Here is a 16,179-nt window from a genome sequence, read left to right as displayed (position 1 = left end):
CGAAAGGTAGTAAATGTCGTCGGTCGTTAGATCCTACGTGCGGTTCATGGATCGCCTTGCGGATTTCATAGGCGAGTTCGCCAAGTATCTCATCTATCTGATGATCCTCGTGCTTTTGTTCGACGTCATCTCGGACAAGGCATTCAACCAGGTCCAGAACTGGACCGTCGAAACGGCGCAGTTCACGCTCGCTGCCTTCTACTTCCTCGCCGGACCCAAGACGCTGAAGGATGATACGCATGTGCGTCTCGACCTGATCTACGCGCACCTGTCCGAACGTGGCAGAGCCATCATCGACATGATCACGGTCTGGATCGTGATGTTCTACCTCGCGGTGATGCTGTGGGGCGCGACGTCCTCGCTCAAGTATTCCTGGATGACCAAACAGAAGCTCCCCTCGCTCTGGGCCCCCTCGCTGGTGCCGATCAAGGTGCTGATGGTTATTTGCATCGTGCTCATGATCCTCCAGTGCATTTCGATTTTCTTCAAAGACGTCGCCAAGGCGCAGGGCAAGGTGCTTGCATGAGCTATGAAATGATCGCCCTCATGATGTTCGCTGGCATGGTATTCCTCATGCTGACCGGACAGAGGGTTTTCGCAATGATCGGCGCGGTGGCCGCCGCAAGCGCGCTCTCGCTTTATGGTAACGCGTCTGCCGAACTGCCCTTCAACGCAGCCTTCAAGCTGTTTTCTTGGCACGCGCTACTGACCCTGCCGCTCTTCGTCTATATGGGTCACATGCTCTCCAAGAGCGGTATCGCCGAAGAGCTCTACCAGATGATGCATGTCTGGTTCGGAAAGCTGTCCGGCGGCCTGGCATTGGGCACGATCCTGCTGATGGTTATTATCAGCGCGATCAACGGCTTGTCTGTCGCGGGCCTCGCCATCGGCTCCGCAATCGCGCTGCCGGAAATGCTGCGTCGCGGCTACGACAAGGTGCTCATCACCGGTGTCGTGCAGGGCGGCTCGACGCTTGGAATCTTGTTACCGCCCTCCGTTGTCATGGTCCTTTTTGCCGTCATCGCGCGTCAGCCGGTGTCCGACCTATGGCTGGCCGGCGTTTTCCCGGGCCTGATCATGGCAGTGATCTTCGCGATCTATGTCTATGTCCGGGTCAAGCTGAACCCGTCGCTGGCTCCAAAGCTTAGCGAAGAAGAACTTGCAATGCCGCTGCGCGAAAAGCTCGTACTCCTGCGTGCCGGTATTATTCCAATTGTCATCTTCATGCTGATGATCGGGCTCTTCATCACCGGCTACACCAGCCTCTTGGAATCCGCCGCTGTCGGCGCAGCCTCCGCAACAGTCGCAGCCGCCATCAAGGGTCGGCTGTCGCTTGCCCTGCTCAATGAGACCGCGCGCGAGACCATGTCGATCACCGCGCTGTTTATGTGGGTGATCCTCGGCGCGCTCGCCTTCTCGTCGGTCTTCGACGGGATTGGCGCTGTGCGGGCCATCGAGAATGTCTTCATTCACAATTGGGAACTTTCGCCCTGGGCGGTCATCATCCTGATGCAGCTCAGCTTCATCCTGATGGGCATGTTCCTCGACGACACCGCGATGCTCGTGATCGTCGCGCCGCTCTACATTCCGCTCGTCGCGCGCCTTGATCTCGATATCGACCACCAGATGATCTGGTTCGGCATTCTCTACACGATGACCTGCCAGATCGCCTATATCAGCCCGCCTTTCGGCTACAATTTGTTCCTGATGCGCGGTCTGGCCCCGAAGGAGATCACCCTGGTCGACATCTACAAGTCGATCTGGCCTTTCGTTATCATGATCATGCTCACGATCGCACTTCTCATGATCTTCCCGCAGATCGCGACATGGCTGCCGAACTACGTACGCAATGGCTAACAATCAATAAGAACCGAAGGAGAGTGGAATGACTGATATCATCAAGCCGCAGACGCCGTCCGACCGTATTCTGGCGAGCCGTCGCAAATTCCTTGCTGCCGCTGGTCTCACCGCCCCGGCTGCGCTTGCAACACCGGCGATCGTGCGCGCGCAGGCGCCGATCAAGTGGCGTCTCCAGACCTATTCGGGCGCACCGCTCGGTGCGCACGTCATCAAGCCGCAGATTGACGCGTTCAACGCGGCGGCCAACGGCGAAATGGAAATCGAACTTTATTATGCCGACCAACTGGTTCCGACGGCCGAACTGTTCCGCGCCCTGCAGAACGGTACGCTGGACGCGATCCAGTCCGACGAAGCAACCATGGCTTCGCCGGTCGATATCGCCGTTTTCGGCGGCTATTTCCCGTTCGCAACCCGCTTCAGCCTCGATGTTGCGGCGATGTTCATGTACTACGGCCTCGACAAGATCTGGGAGGAAGCTTACGCCGACGTCGAGAACGTCACGTACCTGTCCACCGGCGCCTGGGATCCCCTCCACATCTTCACCGTCAACAAGCCGATCCGCAGCCTTGCCGACTTCAACGGCCTGCGCGTCTTCGGCGTGCCGACTGCGGGCCGCTTCCTGTCTCGCTACGGCATGATCCCCGTCACCGTGCCGTGGGATGACGTTGAAGTGGCAATGCGTACCGGCGATCTCGATGGTGTTGCATGGTGCGGCTTCACCGAAACCTACGAAGTTGGTTGGGCGGACGTCTGCAAATACGCCCTGTCCAACTCGGTCACCGGCGCATGGTTCGGCTCCTACTTCGCCAACACCGAAAGCTGGAAAAAGGTGCCGCCGCACCTGCAGCAGCTCTATCGCACGACGATCGACCAGTCGCATTATTACCGCAACGTCTGGTACTGGGGCGGCGAAGCACAGCTGCGCGTCCACGGCGAAAAGCTCGAGCAGACTTCGCTGCCGGCCGAAGAATGGGCACAGGTCACCAAGGATGCGGAAAGCTTCTGGGATGAAATGGCGTCGGAATCCGAACGCGCGGCGAAGGTTGTCGCAATCTTCAAGAAATACGCTGCCGACCAGCAGAAGGCCGGCTACCCGTATCGCTAAGCGGTCCTGATAGTAGAAACATACGCCTGCCGGATTTCACATCCGGCAGGCGTTTCCTCATGTGCTTGGCGGCTACGGTACCCGTGCTCCGCCAATATTCACCCTAGCGTATTAGGCCTTCACATATCCCAGGCCTTCGACGATCTTCCCGTCGCGGACCCGCATGATGTTGACGCCTCTGACGCGGTCGGCTTCTCCTTTTCCCCACTGCAAGCTCCAGCGAATGGTGCCCCTGTCGTCACCTGCCCATATCTCTTCGAGAGAAAAAGCAAGGCCGCCATTTGAGGCGATGCCCTTCCAGAACGAGAGGCAGGCGTCGCGACCCTCGTAACGTGCGCCGTCCGGCGCCGGGCTTGTGTTCTCGAGGACGCAGCTTTCGCCAATCAGATCATCAAGATCGTCCGGACGGTGCTGCTCGAACGCAGCATTGAACCGTTCGAGGATACTGTGGGTCACGTTGTTTGGATCGATCATTGTCTCACCTCGTAAGCTGTCTTCCCGGGACCGGTGAAGTTGACGGTGGTGAGGATATCGCGTGGCCGTGGCCGGTGGTGGATCGAAAGTTGCTCTTTTCGGCTAACGTCGAACTGGTCGCATCTAGCGACCGCCTCGTATTGCCTGCCGCATCTCGTGTGGCCGCACCCCGAACTGGCCACGGAATTGCGAACGGAAATGGTGCAGGTTCTCGAAGCCAAGCGAATAGGCTATTTCCCCAACAGTGCGATTGGTCGTGACAAGCTCCCGCTTGGCGCGGTCCAGGCGACGCGCCAACACATAACGATGCGGCGGCAGACCGACCGTCCGCTTGAACGATCGTGCAAAGTGGTAAGGGCTGAGACAGGCTTCTCCGGCAAGATCACGGAGAGTGAGGGGCGCCGTCAACTGATCTTCTATTCGCTCCATCACCCGCTTAAGGCGCCTTGGACTTAAAAGCTTCGCGCTTCCCGCCGGTTGCTCAGCGCCCACCACCTGCCGTGCCAGGATGTGCTCGATCGTGCTGATCTCCATCGTCGAGAGATGATGCAGGCCAAGCGTCGCCCTGCGGAGAACGTGGGCGATTCCAATAATATTTCCTTCTACAGTGAACCGGGGACGCGGGTTCTTGTCGAGGGTGGCAATAAATTTGCTGCGCAGATCGCCGCTGCACTCTGCTTCCTCGGCCAGCAGCCCCTCGTCGAAATAGATTTCGAGGGTGTCGCTGAATTCCGGCACGCGCAGAAGTGTCGTCGGCTCTTCCCCAATGACGTAGAAACCGCCGGGTGCGACAGAGACGTCATATGTTCGTCCGCCCTGCTCAAGCGCAACGTGATCATGTTCTGAGAAGACGACCTCAAGCCGGCGCTTGCGCGTCCGCGACGCGCCTTCGAAAGGTGGCATCCAGGCGTAAACGACTTCGACATGCGGAAGCATCAGCCGATGCCGCTGCTCACCTTGGTAGAGCTGGTGCAAACCCGCTCGATTGTTCTCTGACATCAGGCACCTCCAAAAAGGACGGCATGCAGCGTAAACTCGATGGGGCCGCGGTGCAGCGAAGACATCTCACCACCAGATCAAAGATCGGCGGATTGCTCAAGCCAGTCTTTTAGAATGTGAGCAAAAACCGATCCTCCCGAACACGGGCGCACCTTCTAGCCTGACAACGCAGCCGCTCGATGGAGGGCGGCTGTAGCCGAGGGAATGAACCAAGGAGTTTCGGAATGGTGACGGGATGTAGGACATTATTACTTCGCGGGCTGACCATGTGGCTCCTCTTCGGTTTAACCGCTGGAGCGGGTTCCGCAGCCGCCCAAGACGCTCCTTCGAGTCTTGAGGGACGATACGCCGGCAATGCGGCACTCGGCACGCAACCCGGATTTCCGATACATCTTGAACTGCGCGAGACGGACGGAACGATAACGGGAACGGTCACGATCCCCGGCAACAGCTTTGTATTCGATGCACCTGCGGCGGGCGACAGCATCGATGCCACGTTCCGAGGTGAAAGCGGTGACGGCACGCTGACGCTGCGCAAGACTGATGGCGGCTTAAGCGGCACATTCTCTTTCCAAAACCAGCCCGGGACAATGGAGCTCCAACCGACGTCCCAGAGTGCAGACGATTTGTTCCGCCCACCACAGCAGAACCTCGACTTATCCAAACAGCAATGGCTGGAAGATCTTGATGCATTGGCCGAGTTCGTGACCCGGCAACATGCCTCGCCGTTTCATCGCGTTCCAGAAGAGGTATTTAACCGCCAGGTCGCGGAATTACGTCTCGCAATTTCGCGGCTCGACGGGGCAAGCATCGCGATTGAGTTCCGCAAGCTCGCCGCCTTGATTGGCGATGGCCACACGTTCGTGGAGGCCCTGCATGAGCGTCCTGCCTTGCCCATCGAGCTCTTCTGGTTCGATGACGGGATCCGCGTGGTTGGCGCGGTGAGCTCACAGCAAAACCTGTTGGGGGCGAGGCTGCTGACCATATCCGGGCTCCAGACCAGCGACCTGGTTGAGCGGCTGCGCCCTCTAGTTTCCCAAGGGGAGACGCCCTGGTTTTATCGCGAGAAGCTACCGGGTCTGCTGCGCGATCCTGATGTCCTGAGCTCGGAAGGAATCGATTTCAGTGAGCCTCTCCCTTTCACCTTCGAAACAGTGGATGGCGCTCAGGTTGAAGCTCACCTCACTCCGGAAGCCAAGGACGCCGAACTGCTCCCCTTCTCGGGCAACTTGCCGCTTTGGTTGAGGGAGAAGCAGCAGGGCTTCTGGAGTGAATGGATCGGGGATGATGCAATCTATGTGAACTGGCGCTCCTATGACGGATTGTCGGCAAGCGTCACCCAGTTGATGCAGGAACTGGATGAAAAGCGGCCACGCAAGCTGATGATTGACCTGAGGGACAACAGCGGTGGCGACTTCCAGTTGGGGCGGAAATTCCTGGAGCAGATCAGAGATCGATCCTGGCTCAACCGTAAAGGCGCGCTTTATGTGCTTATCGGCCGCAAGACCTTCTCGGCGGCCATGACCAACGCTGTCGACTTCAAGACGACAACCAACGCGATTTTGATGTGCGAGCCCGCCGGCGCGGCGCCAAACAATTGGCAGGAAGTGCGCCGAACCTATCTCCGACATTCCGGGTTGAAAGTCAGCGTATCAACGCAGCATTACCAATTCCTGCCTGGAGAGCACCAAGTTGAGCCCGACCATCACGTGCTTCCAACCCTGAGCGACTGGAGTGACCCCCAGGATGCGTGTGTTCGGGCTGTTCTCAACCAGCAGATCTTAGAAGCGAAATAGATCGTCAGCTTTAGCCTGACGTTCTATCTGGGAAGAAGAACAAAGCGGGACGTTACCCAAACGGGGGAAGAAAACAGCCGGCCGAAGTGCAAGGTAACAGGATACCTTGCGGAGGCCTGAATGTCGCGCATCAAAATTGGAAATAAAAAGGGCTTCGCCCTCGCGGTTCAAGGGGTCAGGAGCGATCCTGAGGAAACGCATTTCGTGCGTGAGGTATCGCGCGACGGGTGCGACGTTCTGACAGTCTGTGGCCTTGACGGATGGAGCAATGACGTAACGTCGCAGCGTTATCATTCGCGCGGTGAGAACAAGCTGTTTCGTGCCGCCTTCGAGCTCTTCTCGGTGACCTGTCCCCGCTGCTTGCTGGCTTGCAAGAGTGTCGCCGAAACACCCGCGGCCGTCGTCACACAACCTGGGCAAGACCAGGTGCCTCCTCGCGGTGAATAACACAATTTGGGGAGAGCCAGAACGCTACTCCGCCGCTGCCAGCGGTCTCTCGTTCACAGGGATGAATGGCCTCAACTCCTGCACGGCGAAATCTATGCGCTGCGACAGTGCTTCAGAGGAAACCTTGTAGTCTGAGAAGTCACGGTCCGACGCATAGATGGCGGTCGGCATGACGTGCGACATGAAGAACCCGAACAGCGGGCGTAGCTGATGCTCGACCATAAGGGCATGCCGATCCCCACCGCCCGTGCCAACGATGATCACCGGCTTGCCGCGCAGTTCGTGCGGCTCGATCAGGTCGATCAGGTGTTTGAAAATCCCGGGATAAGAGCCTTTGAAGGTCGGCGAGCCGACAACGAGTGCATCGGCAGACACGATCTGCTCGAGCACCTCGTGGGCCTCTTCGTCCAGGTCCTTTCGCCACTGCGCGCGCCCAAGCGATGGTCCGACATCATGCAAGTCGAAGATGGTGGACGCGACTCCATAGGCGCGTGACGCCTCAGACAGAACCTCATCCACAAGCGCATATGTCTTGGACGGCCGGTTAAAGCTCCCAGCAAGTCCAACCAGTTTAAATGCCATCAACGATCTCCCGAAGCACAACAATGAAGAGCAATATGATCTACCGCGGCGTTGAACCAAAGGCATGCCGAACCGAAGTTTCGGCAGCCTGAGGAATTTCTGTCGCGGTCGGGCGTTGACCCGGTGCCGCTGGCACCGGAACGCGCGGTCAGCTTCTCGGTAGGCCCGGTGGATTGGTTCGTGATTCCGGAAGAGCCTCTTCCGAAAGCTGCCAGCGGGCAAGGATCTTGGCATAGGTGCCGTTCTTCATCGCAAGATAAAATCTTTTGCTAAGATTAGCGTCGCACCGTCGGTTATCACACCGTTGTTGAAAGTCGATGCCATCAGCATGGCGAGCGCTGAACCTCTTCGCGCAGCCATTCACAAAAGCCATGTACCACCCGACGCTGGTCGCCTTCGTGGATTAGCGCGAAGTACCAGTCCGGCCCTTTCAACACCGTGGCGAGCGGCGCAACGAGCAGACCCTCATCGAGGAGTGGTTGAAAGAGTGTGGGCGACAGCAAGGCGACGCCGAGGCCTCGCACCGCCGCATTGGCGGTCAACTCGAAGATCGAATAGTCAACAGGCGTGAAGCGTAGGCCGCTCGGCATCGGGCGCTCGGCGCGCGTAAACCATTTCGCCCAGTCAGGATGCGGCAGGAGGTCGAAGTCGGCCAGATCTTCGGGCGTAGCAATGATTCGAGACCCGAGCAGGCTGGGCGCGATCATTGGCGTCACGTCGACAGGCATCAGAGGGCATTCGTCAAGCCTATCCCATCCGCCGCGACCCGTCCGGATGGCTATGTCGAAGGCGGTCGGGTCACGCTCGTCGGAGGAAATGTCGAGTTCGATTGCAGCGCCACCCGCGTCGCGATAGCCGGGGAGGCGGGGAGCAAGCCAGCGGGACGCGAAGGTTGGCGGCACGGTGACCCGCAGCGGCGTTGTCCGAGCCTGGAACCTGTCGAGGGCGTTGTTGATGTCGCTTAATGCCTTGCGGACTGACCCGGCCAGCGCCACGGCGGCTGGTGTCGGAACAACCCTGCGGCCGACGCGAGTAAACAGCGGCTGGCCGAGTTCTGCTTCAAGGCTGCGAATGCGCAGGCTGACGGCGGCGGGTGTGAGCGCAAGGCGATCGGCAGCGCCGGCAAAGCTGCCGACGGCCACGCACATCTCCAAAATCCGAAGCGACTCAACAGATGGTCGAATGATTAGTTTTCCTTGTTACATCGCCAAGAAATGCGCGTTTTGCCGCCGCGGCCCCATGGTGCAAAGTCCCTCTTGTCACGAGAATAGGAGGTCTGCTATGTCGCTGCAATCGAGCACCGCAACCCTGAGAGCGGGGCTGATCGACGTTTTCGCCGATACCTCCCTTAGCGGCAATCCCCTTGCTGTCGTCGAAGACGCCGACGAACTGTCCGAGGCGCAAATGCGTCGGATCGCCGGTGAGTTCAACCAAGCGGAAACAACTTTCATCATGCGCAGCCACCAGGCTGACCTGAAGCTCCGCTCGTTTACGGCGGCGGGCGCGGAAGTTGGCGGTGCCGGCCATAATTCCCTCGGGGCATGGCTTTGGCTGGCTCAAGAGGGAAAACTGGGAGCTATCGACGTTTCGCGCGTCTTCCGCCAGGAAATTGGCACCGAGATCCTGCCTGTCGAACTCCGTCCCGTCGACGGACGGATCTTTGGCCATATGAAGCAGTCGGCGCTAACGCTCGGGACAAAGATTGCCGAGGTGGCGCCTTTGGCGGCAGCGCTGGGGCTGGCACCTGAAGACATTCTCACTGAGCCGGCCCCGCGGGTCGCCGATACGGGCGTGGCGCATTTGCTTGTTCGGCTGGCGGATGTCGCGGCGGTCGACCGAGCCGAACCGGCCAGCAAGGGTCTCCTCAAGCTCCTTGGCACAGTGTCGGCAGAGGGCTGCTACGTCTATGCCCTGGAGGGGAATGCGCCACATCGAGCCTATGCGCGGTTCTTCAATCCGACGGTCGGTTTGTGGGAAGATGCGGCAACTGGCACGGCGGCCGGTCCGCTTGCCGCCTACCTTGCGCATGAACGGCTGATCGCCGGCTCCATCGAGGTGGAGCAGGGCACAAAGATGGGGCGGCGCAGCATTCTCCACGTCAACCTGACCCCGGAGCCCGAAATTTCCGGTGCCGGTGTCGTCGTGATGCGGGGCAGCCTTTCCATCTGAACGGGAGGTAATCCGCCATCGAACAACAGCGAGCCGGCAAGAACGCGAAATCGCTTACATCCACACTTTGGAGGACAAATGAATGCTCAAGATCACGCCTTATCGGATCGAGATCAGTGACGAAGCGATCGCCGATCTGAAAGACCGCCTCGCCAGGACACGCTTTCCCCGGGCAGTTACCGACGACTGGTCAAGAGGCCAGCCCATCAAGCTCATCAAGGAACTGGTCGACCAGTGGCGGGACGAATACGACTGGCGCGAACACGAACGGGCACTCAATCGCCTGCCGCACTTCATGACGGAAATTGATGGCCAACCAATCCATTTTGTCCACGTCAAGTCATCGGTTCCCAACGCGCTGCCACTGATCCTCAGCCACGGCTGGCCGGGCAGTTTCGTGGAGTTCCTCGGCCTCATCGGACCGCTCACCGACCCGAAGGCACATGGACTGGATGAGTCAATCGCTTTCGACCTGGTCATTCCGTCGCTGCCGGGTTTCGGTTTCTCAAGTCCAATGTCGGTGCCTGGATGGGACAGCGCGAGGACGGCCAAAGCTTGGGACACGCTGATGAAGGCTCTCGGCTATGAGCGTTATGGCGCCCATGGCGGAGACGCAGGTGCTCTTGTGGGACGCGAGCTTGGTATTCTGGCGCCGGAAGGACTCGTCGGGACGCATCTCCTGCAGATCTTTGCGTTTCCAACAGGGCAACCAGGTGAGATGGACAAGCTGTCTTCATTCGAAATGGAGGGAATGGGAAACCTGGCCAAGTTCGAGAAATACGGCGGATACCAAGCTATCCAGTCGAAACGGCCTGGAACGCTGGCGTTCTCTCTGAACGACTCGCCTGCAGGCCAACTGGCTTGGAACGCAGAACTGTGGTTCGGGTTCGAAGGGAACGGCGTAGAGCATGTGGATCGGGAGCTTTACCTCACCATCAACTCGATATTCTGGTTCACCGCCACCAGCGGAACGGCCGCCAATGTCTATTTCGAGGATGCGCAGACCGGGGCGGGATACGGCGAGATACCTAATCCCACCCCCACCGGTGTTGCCGTTTTCCCTGACGACTTTCGATCCGTCCGCAGTTTTGCCGAGCGTTCCAACAACATCGTCCATTGGACGGAAATGCCGCGCGGCGGGCACTTCGCCGCCCAAGACGCGCCCGATCTTCTGGTCGAAGATATCCGCAAGTTCTTCAACCGCCTCGCTGTTCGGTAGCGTCCTGGCCAGCGACAAAGTTCCGGATCTCGGCTGCGATGGTGTCAGCGACCTTCGTCATCGGGCCGAGATGAGGTGATCGCAGCATCAGGACGTCGAGGTTCAGGCTGCCACCAATGGCATCGATCTCGACGATACCGTCCCGGCGGTGTCGGTCGATGAACCGCTTCGGCATCAATCCCAGACCGAGACCTTCGCGTACAAGCGCCATCTGCAGGCCGGCATGTTCAATCTCGGCAGCGACAACCAATGGCCGGTTCTGCTGCGCCAGCCTTGCCGCGAGGGATCGGCGGGCATCGCAGGGTTCTGGGCTCAGCACCCAGCCGGTCAGTGCCTGCCTTGCCGATGACGCCGCAGAATCGTGTGAGCCGACCACTACGAGTTCTTCCCGACCGATACGCTCTGCAGCACCATAGAAACGGGAGCCGTCGGACAGGATGATCGCGGCCTCTAGCCTCCCCAGCCTGTGCTGTTCTGCCAGTTCGCTGCTCCAACCTGAGGCGAGGCGAAGTGACAGGCGGGGAAACCGAGCGATGACGGCCGCGATATTCCCGGCCAACCGGTCATGTGCAAGGCCGTTAACGAGCCCGAGCCGAAACACGCCTTCCGGTTCGGCAACCGTGGCAATGGCTTTCAGGTCCTTTACGGCGTCCAGAATGTCACGGCTGCGGGTAAGTACCTCATGTCCCATCGGCGTGAGCTTGGGTGGCTTCTGCCGTCGGTCGAGAAGTTGCACCCCAAGCGCCTGCTCAAGCCTCTGGATCTGGCGGCTGACCGCCGGTTGCGTTAGCGGCAGCCGCTGCGCCACTTTCTGGACTGAGCCTTCCTCGGCGAAAAGGACAAATGTGCGCAGTTCCTCTATCATGCTTCACCTGCATAATCTTCTTCCTGACTATGAATTTGATTATCGTATCGGGCAAGGGCATCCTCCCGATTGCCATCGAAAAGGAGATGCTTGTGATGAAAGCCATGATTCTGCAGGACACTCCCGGCCTCGACAATCTGCGGATCGTCGAACGGCCAATGCCCAAGCCGCGCCGCCAGGAGATCCTGGTTCAGGTTAAGGCAACGGCCTTGAACTATCGCGACGTCGAGATCGTCAACGGGACCTATCACACCGCATTCGATCTGCCGCTCGTGCCGCTGTCCGACGGCGTCGGAGAGGTGGTCGCCATAGGTGAGGAGGTGACGCGTTTCAAGATTGGCGACCGTGTCTGCAGCACCTTCTGGCAGCGCTGGGTTGGGGGTTCCTTCCACATGGCGCAGGCCGCATACCAGCGCGGCGGGCCGATCGACGGCATGCTTGCGGAATATGCCCTGCTCGATGAACAGGCGGCGGTACTGGCTCCGAGAAACCTTGCTGATGTTGAAGCCGCCACCTTGCCTTGTGCCGCCGTCACCGCCTGGCACGCGCTCGTCACCGAAGGGGCGATCAAGGCCGGCGAAACGGTGCTGGTGCAGGGAACGGGAGGGGTATCGCTCTTTGCCCTGCAGTTCGCCCGCACCAGCGGCGCAAGGGTTATCGTCACCTCCAGCAGCGATAGGAAGCTGGAACGTGCCAAGGCGCTCGGCGCACATGCAGGCATCAACTACCGGCAAGTTCCGGAATGGTCGGATGCCGTGCTTGATCTCACGGACGGCCAAGGCGTCGACCATATTATCGAGGTCGGCGGTCCGCAGAGTTTCGAGCAATCGCTGAAAGCCGCCGCCCGCCGGGGCCAGATCAATATCATTGGCTATCTCGGCGGCAAGGAAGGGGCGATCAATCCTCTCGATATCTTCAAGAGGCAGGTCCAGGTCCGTGGCATCCCGGTCGGGTCACGGGAGTCCTTCGAAGCCATGAACCGGGCGATCGAGGTCAACGACCTGAAGCCGGTCATTGATCGCACCTTCCCTTGGACCGCGGCTGCCCAAGCCATGCGCTACCTCGAAAGCGGGTCGCACTTTGGAAAGATCGCACTCGTGCATGCCTAAGATCCTTTTGATGGAACAGGATCCCATAGCTCTGAGGCTGACTACTGTGCGGACTGAAGACGCTGTTGGAGAAGCCAATCCCAAAGTGCCGGATCATTTAGTGCGGCCCACTCCACGCAAGATTGTCGTCATGGTTTGATTGTCCGCGCTTGGCCGCTTTAACGGTAACTATCATGCTTGAAGAAGTGCTAATATGACCTTCTGCCATGGAGGAGGTCATGTTCATCAAGACGATCAGCCCCGAGGAGGCCACAGGTGAAATAGCAGCGCTTTATGAGGCGGAGAAGAGGTCACTCGGCCGTGTGATGCAGGCGACGCAGTGCTGGTCAGCGCGTCCCGATATTATCGTCCCAGTGGAGAAGTTGCTGAACCAACTGAGAGACGGTTTCTCACTCGGATTGGTGAACTTCCGCCTGATCACTTTCGTTGCCGCACGTTCTGTCCCGTCGGCATACTGCTCGCATGTTTATTTCCGCAGCCTTGCTCAATTGCTCGGCAGGGAACAGGCTCTGGCAGTGATGAAGGACTACAAGACAGCGGGATTAAGCGAGCAACAGGTCGAGATGCTTGCTTACGCAAAGCAGATCAGTCGTGACGCGTCGCAGATCACGCGCGATCACATACAGCGGCTTCGGGATGTGGGGCTGAGCGATGTGAACATTGCAGACGTTGCGCTGGCTGCTTCATATCGAAATTTCATGAGCCGGTATTTCGACGCCGTGGGTGCTACCGTGGAGCCGGAATTTCTGGACGAAGATCCGGCCGTCAGGACGGAACTCGCTGCCGGCAAGAGATAGGGACTGCGCTTGCTTTCTGCGGCGTACGGAGGAGACGGCGTTGCCGTCCCCTCCGCCCCTCCCCCAGGGCCGCCGCCTCTAGATCGCCAGATACTCGTTGCGCAGTTGGGCGTTATCGAGCACCTCCTGCGCCGTGCCGGTGAAGGCGACTTCGCCCGTATCAAGGATCACAGCGCGATCCGCGAGCTTCAGGGCGGCAACTGCGTTCTGCTCGACGATGATCGAGGTGATCCCGAGCGCCTTGATCTCCTGCAGGATCCTCTCGATCTCGTGTACGATGACTGGCGCCAGGCCTTCGAACGGCTCATCGAGCAGCAAAAGCTTCAGGTCACGGGCAAGCGCGCGGGCAATTGCCAGCATCTGCTGCTCGCCACCCGAAAGCGTCGTTCCTTCCTGCCGCCGTCGCTCCGCAAGCCGCGGGAAATGCTGGTAGATGCGGTCGATCTCCCAGCCTCGGCCAGGTGCCACCTGGGCAAGCGTCAGGTTCTCCTCGACCGTCAGGCCCTGGATGATGCGCCGGTCTTCCGGCACGAGTTGGATCCCCGCGCGTGCTGCCTGGAAAGACTTCATGCTGTGGATCGGCTGGCCGTCGAGCCAGATTTCGCCGCGATGCAGTTCCGGATCGTCGAGCCTTGCAATCGCGCGAAGCGTTGATGTCTTGCCAGCGCCGTTGCGGCCGAGCAGGGCTAGGATCTCGCCGTGCCTGATGTCGAAGGTTACGCCTTGGACGATATAGCTTTCGCCGTAATAGGCGTGGATATCCCTCACTGAAAAGAATGGCTGGTCCGAGACGCGAGCGACCGGCTTTGTGTCGAGTGCAACGGCGTTCATCAGTGTGCTCCCCCGAGATAAGCTTCCTGGACGCGCTGGTCGCCGCGTACTTCGTCCGGTGCGCCTTCCGCAATGATGCGGCCCCCCGCCAGCACCGTGATCTTGTCAGCAAGCGAGAACACGACATGCATGTCATGCTCGATGATGACCTTCGTCATGCCTCGGCTCTTGATCTTCTTCAGAAGCTCGATGGTGGTGTTGGTGTCGTGGCGGCTCATGCCCGCCGTCGGCTCGTCGAGCAGCAGAAGCCGTGGCTTCTGAATCAGGCACATGGCGAGCTCCAGCCGGCGTTTGTCGCCACGAGAGAGGGCGCCGGCATGCGTTTCCCGACGATCAATGAGGCCGACGTCCTCGAGCATGTGCTCGGCCTCTTCCCGTATCGCCCGCTCGTTCTCGACTGCGCTGAACATGTTGATCTTGAACGCTCCGTCCCTTTTGGCAAAGGCAGGCGTCATGACATTCTGGATAACCGAGAGGTCGGCAAAAATCTCCGGCGTCTGGAACACGCGGGCGACACCAAGCTGGTTGATCTCGTGCGGTTTCCTGCCCGTCAGCACATTTCCGTCGAAGACGACGGCACCGCTGGAGGGTGCCAGGCGTCCGATGATGACGTTGAGCAGCGTCGACTTGCCGGCACCATTGGGGCCGATGATGGCATGTGTCTCGCCCTCCTTCACCTGGAGATCGATGTCCGACAGGGCATGGAGCCCGCCGAAATGCTTGTGGACGTCGGCAACGTGAAGAACGACGTTCTTGTTGGTCTGCATAGGTTTGTCCCCTTATCCCACCGCTGCCGTCGCGCCGACGCGAGCACTGCTCTTGGATCCCTTGCGCATGTGCCCGAAGCGGGCGCCGATGCGCCGCACACCTTCCATGATGCCGCCGGGCAGGAAGACGACGATGAGCACGAAAAGCAGGCCGAGCGACAGGTGCCAGCCTTCGCCGACAAACTTGCCGCTCACGGCGACCACCACCTCGCGCAGCCCATCGGGCAGGAAGCTGTAGAAGTTGTTGAGCACGTTATCATTGAACGACGAGAAGATGTTCTCGAAGTACTTGATCAGCCAAGCGCCAATCACGGGGCCAACCAAAGTGCCGACGCCACCGAGGATGGTCATCAACACCACTTCGCCCGATGCCGTCCACTGCATGCGCTCAGCGCCGGCCAGCGGGTCGGTGACGACGAGTAGCGAACCTGCAAGACCGGCGAGCATGCCGGAGATGATGAAGGCCGTCAGTGTGTAGGGCCGTGTGTTGAAGCCGGTATAGTTCATCCGGTTCTGGTTCGACTTGATGCCCTTCAGCATCATGCCGAACGGCGAATTGCTGATGCGCATCGAGAGGAAGAAGGTCGCCAGCAGGAAGATGGCGGTGAAATAAAAGCCGTTCCAGCCCGAAAGCGACATGCCGAAGAGGCTCGGCACCGGCGCACCGGACGCACTCGTGAAGAGCCCATCGATGACCCGCGGGTCGCTGAGCGTCATGCGCAGACCAGTCTCGCCGTTGGTGATCGGCGTCAGCACCGAATAGGCGAGGTTGTAGCTCATCTGCGCAAAGGCAAGCGTCAGGATCGAGAAGTAGATGCCCGACCGGCGCAGCGATACGTAGCCGACCGCGACGGCAAAAAGGCCCGACATCACAACTGCAAAGAGAATGGCGGGAATGGCGTTCAGGCTGAGAAGCTTGAATGACCACATTGCCGCGTAGGAGCCGACGCCGAAGAAAGCGGCGTGGCCAAACGACAGGTAACCGGTCAGTCCGAACAGGATGTTGAAGCCGACGGCGAAGATCCCGAAGATCATGAACCGCTGCAGCAGGTCCGGATAGGCCGCGCCGAATGGCGTGGCGAGGATCGGCAGCAGCAAAACCACTGCGGCAAAACCGAGGAACAGCGTGAGGTCCTTGCGTGACATGAAGTTCGACATT

At 59.5% G+C, this 16,179-nt stretch carries 17 protein-coding genes and 1 pseudogene; 9 read left to right on the top strand and 9 right to left on the bottom strand.

All coding sequences use genetic code 11. The features are described 5' to 3' along the window. Positions 1 to 46: 46 nt before the first annotated feature. Genes CYG48_RS17595 through CYG48_RS17585 form a run of 3 tightly spaced genes read left to right on the top strand, consistent with a single transcriptional unit; the run spans position 47 to position 2,965 of the window. Positions 47 to 526 carry a TRAP transporter small permease subunit gene (locus CYG48_RS17595; RefSeq protein WP_245450581.1) on the top strand — a complete coding sequence of 160 codons (480 nt, stop codon included), beginning with the start codon at positions 47 to 49 and terminating at the stop codon, positions 524 to 526. Then, entirely contained in the window at positions 523 to 1,857 is a 1,335-nt protein-coding gene (locus CYG48_RS17590) for a TRAP transporter large permease (RefSeq protein WP_118851884.1), read from the top strand. The genes CYG48_RS17595 and CYG48_RS17590 overlap by 4 nt, the downstream gene beginning before the upstream one ends. 28 nt (positions 1,858 to 1,885) lie before the next feature. Beyond that, positions 1,886 to 2,965 carry a C4-dicarboxylate ABC transporter gene (locus CYG48_RS17585; RefSeq protein WP_118851883.1) on the top strand — a complete coding sequence of 360 codons (1,080 nt, stop codon included), beginning with the start codon at positions 1,886 to 1,888 and terminating at the stop codon, positions 2,963 to 2,965. A gap of 111 nt (positions 2,966 to 3,076) precedes the next feature. Here the strand turns inward: CYG48_RS17585 and CYG48_RS17580 are convergent, their stop codons facing one another. Next, positions 3,077 to 3,439 carry a nuclear transport factor 2 family protein gene (locus CYG48_RS17580; RefSeq protein ID WP_118851882.1) on the bottom strand — a complete coding sequence of 121 codons (363 nt, stop codon included), beginning with the start codon at positions 3,437 to 3,439 and terminating at the stop codon, positions 3,077 to 3,079. Between the two features lie 123 nt (positions 3,440 to 3,562). Then, positions 3,563 to 4,438, bottom strand: coding sequence for an AraC family transcriptional regulator (locus CYG48_RS17575; protein WP_118851881.1), 876 nt, complete (start codon positions 4,436 to 4,438; stop codon positions 3,563 to 3,565). Between the two features lie 224 nt (positions 4,439 to 4,662). Here CYG48_RS17575 and CYG48_RS17570 point away from each other — a divergent pair, with 224 nt between their 5' ends. Continuing rightward, positions 4,663 to 6,234, top strand: a complete 1,572-nt coding sequence (locus tag CYG48_RS17570; protein WP_118851880.1) for a S41 family peptidase — start codon at positions 4,663 to 4,665, stop codon at positions 6,232 to 6,234. A 120-nt stretch (positions 6,235 to 6,354) separates the two neighbouring features. Beyond that, entirely contained in the window at positions 6,355 to 6,681 is a 327-nt protein-coding gene (locus tag CYG48_RS17565) for a hypothetical protein (protein ID WP_118851879.1), read from the top strand. 24 nt (positions 6,682 to 6,705) lie between these two features. On the opposite strand, the gene msuE is transcribed toward CYG48_RS17565, so the two are convergent. The 3 genes and pseudogenes from msuE to CYG48_RS17550 form a co-directional block, all read right to left on the bottom strand. Then, positions 6,706 to 7,266, bottom strand: a complete 561-nt coding sequence (gene msuE / locus CYG48_RS17560) for an FMN reductase (RefSeq protein WP_118851878.1) — start codon at positions 7,264 to 7,266, stop codon at positions 6,706 to 6,708. Positions 7,267 to 7,411: 145 nt separating this feature from the next. Then, positions 7,412 to 7,513 (bottom strand): annotated as a pseudogene (locus tag CYG48_RS22680) (ABC transporter substrate-binding protein); the annotation flags it as partial. Between the two features lie 73 nt (positions 7,514 to 7,586). After that, positions 7,587 to 8,447: a LysR substrate-binding domain-containing protein gene (locus tag CYG48_RS17550; RefSeq protein WP_118851877.1), complete on the bottom strand. Its 861-nt coding sequence runs from the start codon at positions 8,445 to 8,447 to the stop codon at positions 7,587 to 7,589. Positions 8,448 to 8,544: 97 nt separating this feature from the next. Between CYG48_RS17550 and CYG48_RS17545 the strand changes: the two genes are divergently transcribed. After that, the gene (locus CYG48_RS17545) at positions 8,545 to 9,432 is read left to right on the top strand and encodes a PhzF family phenazine biosynthesis protein (RefSeq protein WP_118851876.1); all 888 of its coding nucleotides are present in this window, start codon (positions 8,545 to 8,547) and stop codon (positions 9,430 to 9,432) included. Between the two features lie 82 nt (positions 9,433 to 9,514). Further along, positions 9,515 to 10,651, top strand: a complete 1,137-nt coding sequence (locus CYG48_RS17540; RefSeq protein WP_118851875.1) for an epoxide hydrolase family protein — start codon at positions 9,515 to 9,517, stop codon at positions 10,649 to 10,651. On the opposite strand, the gene CYG48_RS17535 is transcribed toward CYG48_RS17540, so the two are convergent. After that, the gene (locus tag CYG48_RS17535; RefSeq protein ID WP_118851874.1) at positions 10,629 to 11,516 is read right to left on the bottom strand and encodes a LysR family transcriptional regulator; all 888 of its coding nucleotides are present in this window, start codon (positions 11,514 to 11,516) and stop codon (positions 10,629 to 10,631) included. The two genes, CYG48_RS17540 and CYG48_RS17535, sit on opposite strands and share 23 nt — an antisense overlap. A gap of 95 nt (positions 11,517 to 11,611) precedes the next feature. Between CYG48_RS17535 and CYG48_RS17530 the strand changes: the two genes are divergently transcribed. Together CYG48_RS17530 and CYG48_RS17525 are read left to right on the top strand one after the other, a co-directional pair. Next, positions 11,612 to 12,625, top strand: a complete 1,014-nt coding sequence (locus CYG48_RS17530; protein WP_118852826.1) for a zinc-dependent alcohol dehydrogenase family protein — start codon at positions 11,612 to 11,614, stop codon at positions 12,623 to 12,625. 218 nt (positions 12,626 to 12,843) lie between these two features. Continuing rightward, positions 12,844 to 13,422, top strand: a complete 579-nt coding sequence (locus CYG48_RS17525) for a carboxymuconolactone decarboxylase family protein (RefSeq protein ID WP_118852825.1) — start codon at positions 12,844 to 12,846, stop codon at positions 13,420 to 13,422. A 78-nt stretch (positions 13,423 to 13,500) separates the two neighbouring features. On the opposite strand, the gene CYG48_RS17520 is transcribed toward CYG48_RS17525, so the two are convergent. The 3 genes from CYG48_RS17520 to CYG48_RS17510 are packed head-to-tail and all read right to left on the bottom strand — an operon-like array spanning position 13,501 to position 16,178. Then, positions 13,501 to 14,253, bottom strand: a complete 753-nt coding sequence (locus CYG48_RS17520) for an ABC transporter ATP-binding protein (protein ID WP_118851873.1) — start codon at positions 14,251 to 14,253, stop codon at positions 13,501 to 13,503. Then, entirely contained in the window at positions 14,253 to 15,020 is a 768-nt protein-coding gene (locus CYG48_RS17515; protein WP_118851872.1) for an ABC transporter ATP-binding protein, read from the bottom strand. Before CYG48_RS17515 ends, CYG48_RS17520 begins: the two co-directional genes overlap by 1 nt. Before the next feature lie 12 nt (positions 15,021 to 15,032). Beyond that, positions 15,033 to 16,178 (bottom strand): branched-chain amino acid ABC transporter permease, encoded by a 1,146-nt coding sequence (locus tag CYG48_RS17510; RefSeq protein ID WP_118851871.1) that lies wholly within the window; start codon positions 16,176 to 16,178, stop codon positions 15,033 to 15,035. Position 16,179: the final 1 nt, after the last annotated feature.

Origin of the sequence: Neorhizobium sp. SOG26 (assembly GCF_003491345.1) — a bacterium.
Taxonomy (GTDB): domain Bacteria; phylum Pseudomonadota; class Alphaproteobacteria; order Rhizobiales; family Rhizobiaceae; genus Neorhizobium; species Neorhizobium turbinariae.
Note: the sequence above shows the minus strand (reverse complement) of the source record. Positions and strands in the feature narration are given on the sequence as shown.

What these genes read in the sequence shown, in the direction of transcription:
- CYG48_RS17595 (WP_245450581.1), top strand. Translation starts at nt 47, where the DNA reads ATGGATCGCCTTGCGGATTTCATAGGCGAGTTCGCCAAGTATCTCATC.
- CYG48_RS17590 (WP_118851884.1), top strand. Translation starts at nt 523, where the DNA reads ATGAGCTATGAAATGATCGCCCTCATGATGTTCGCTGGCATGGTATTC.
- CYG48_RS17585 (WP_118851883.1), top strand. Translation starts at nt 1,886, where the DNA reads ATGACTGATATCATCAAGCCGCAGACGCCGTCCGACCGTATTCTGGCG.
- CYG48_RS17580 (WP_118851882.1), bottom strand. Translation starts at nt 3,439, where the DNA reads ATGATCGATCCAAACAACGTGACCCACAGTATCCTCGAACGGTTCAAT.
- CYG48_RS17575 (WP_118851881.1), bottom strand. Translation starts at nt 4,438, where the DNA reads ATGTCAGAGAACAATCGAGCGGGTTTGCACCAGCTCTACCAAGGTGAG.
- CYG48_RS17570 (WP_118851880.1), top strand. Translation starts at nt 4,663, where the DNA reads ATGGTGACGGGATGTAGGACATTATTACTTCGCGGGCTGACCATGTGG.
- CYG48_RS17565 (WP_118851879.1), top strand. Translation starts at nt 6,355, where the DNA reads ATGTCGCGCATCAAAATTGGAAATAAAAAGGGCTTCGCCCTCGCGGTT.
- CYG48_RS17545 (WP_118851876.1), top strand. Translation starts at nt 8,545, where the DNA reads ATGTCGCTGCAATCGAGCACCGCAACCCTGAGAGCGGGGCTGATCGAC.
- CYG48_RS17540 (WP_118851875.1), top strand. Translation starts at nt 9,515, where the DNA reads ATGCTCAAGATCACGCCTTATCGGATCGAGATCAGTGACGAAGCGATC.
- CYG48_RS17535 (WP_118851874.1), bottom strand. Translation starts at nt 11,516, where the DNA reads ATGATAGAGGAACTGCGCACATTTGTCCTTTTCGCCGAGGAAGGCTCA.
- CYG48_RS17530 (WP_118852826.1), top strand. Translation starts at nt 11,612, where the DNA reads ATGAAAGCCATGATTCTGCAGGACACTCCCGGCCTCGACAATCTGCGG.
- CYG48_RS17525 (WP_118852825.1), top strand. Translation starts at nt 12,844, where the DNA reads ATGTTCATCAAGACGATCAGCCCCGAGGAGGCCACAGGTGAAATAGCA.
- CYG48_RS17520 (WP_118851873.1), bottom strand. Translation starts at nt 14,253, where the DNA reads ATGAACGCCGTTGCACTCGACACAAAGCCGGTCGCTCGCGTCTCGGAC.
- CYG48_RS17515 (WP_118851872.1), bottom strand. Translation starts at nt 15,020, where the DNA reads ATGCAGACCAACAAGAACGTCGTTCTTCACGTTGCCGACGTCCACAAG.
- CYG48_RS17510 (WP_118851871.1), bottom strand. Translation starts at nt 16,178, where the DNA reads ATGTCGAACTTCATGTCACGCAAGGACCTCACGCTGTTCCTCGGTTTT.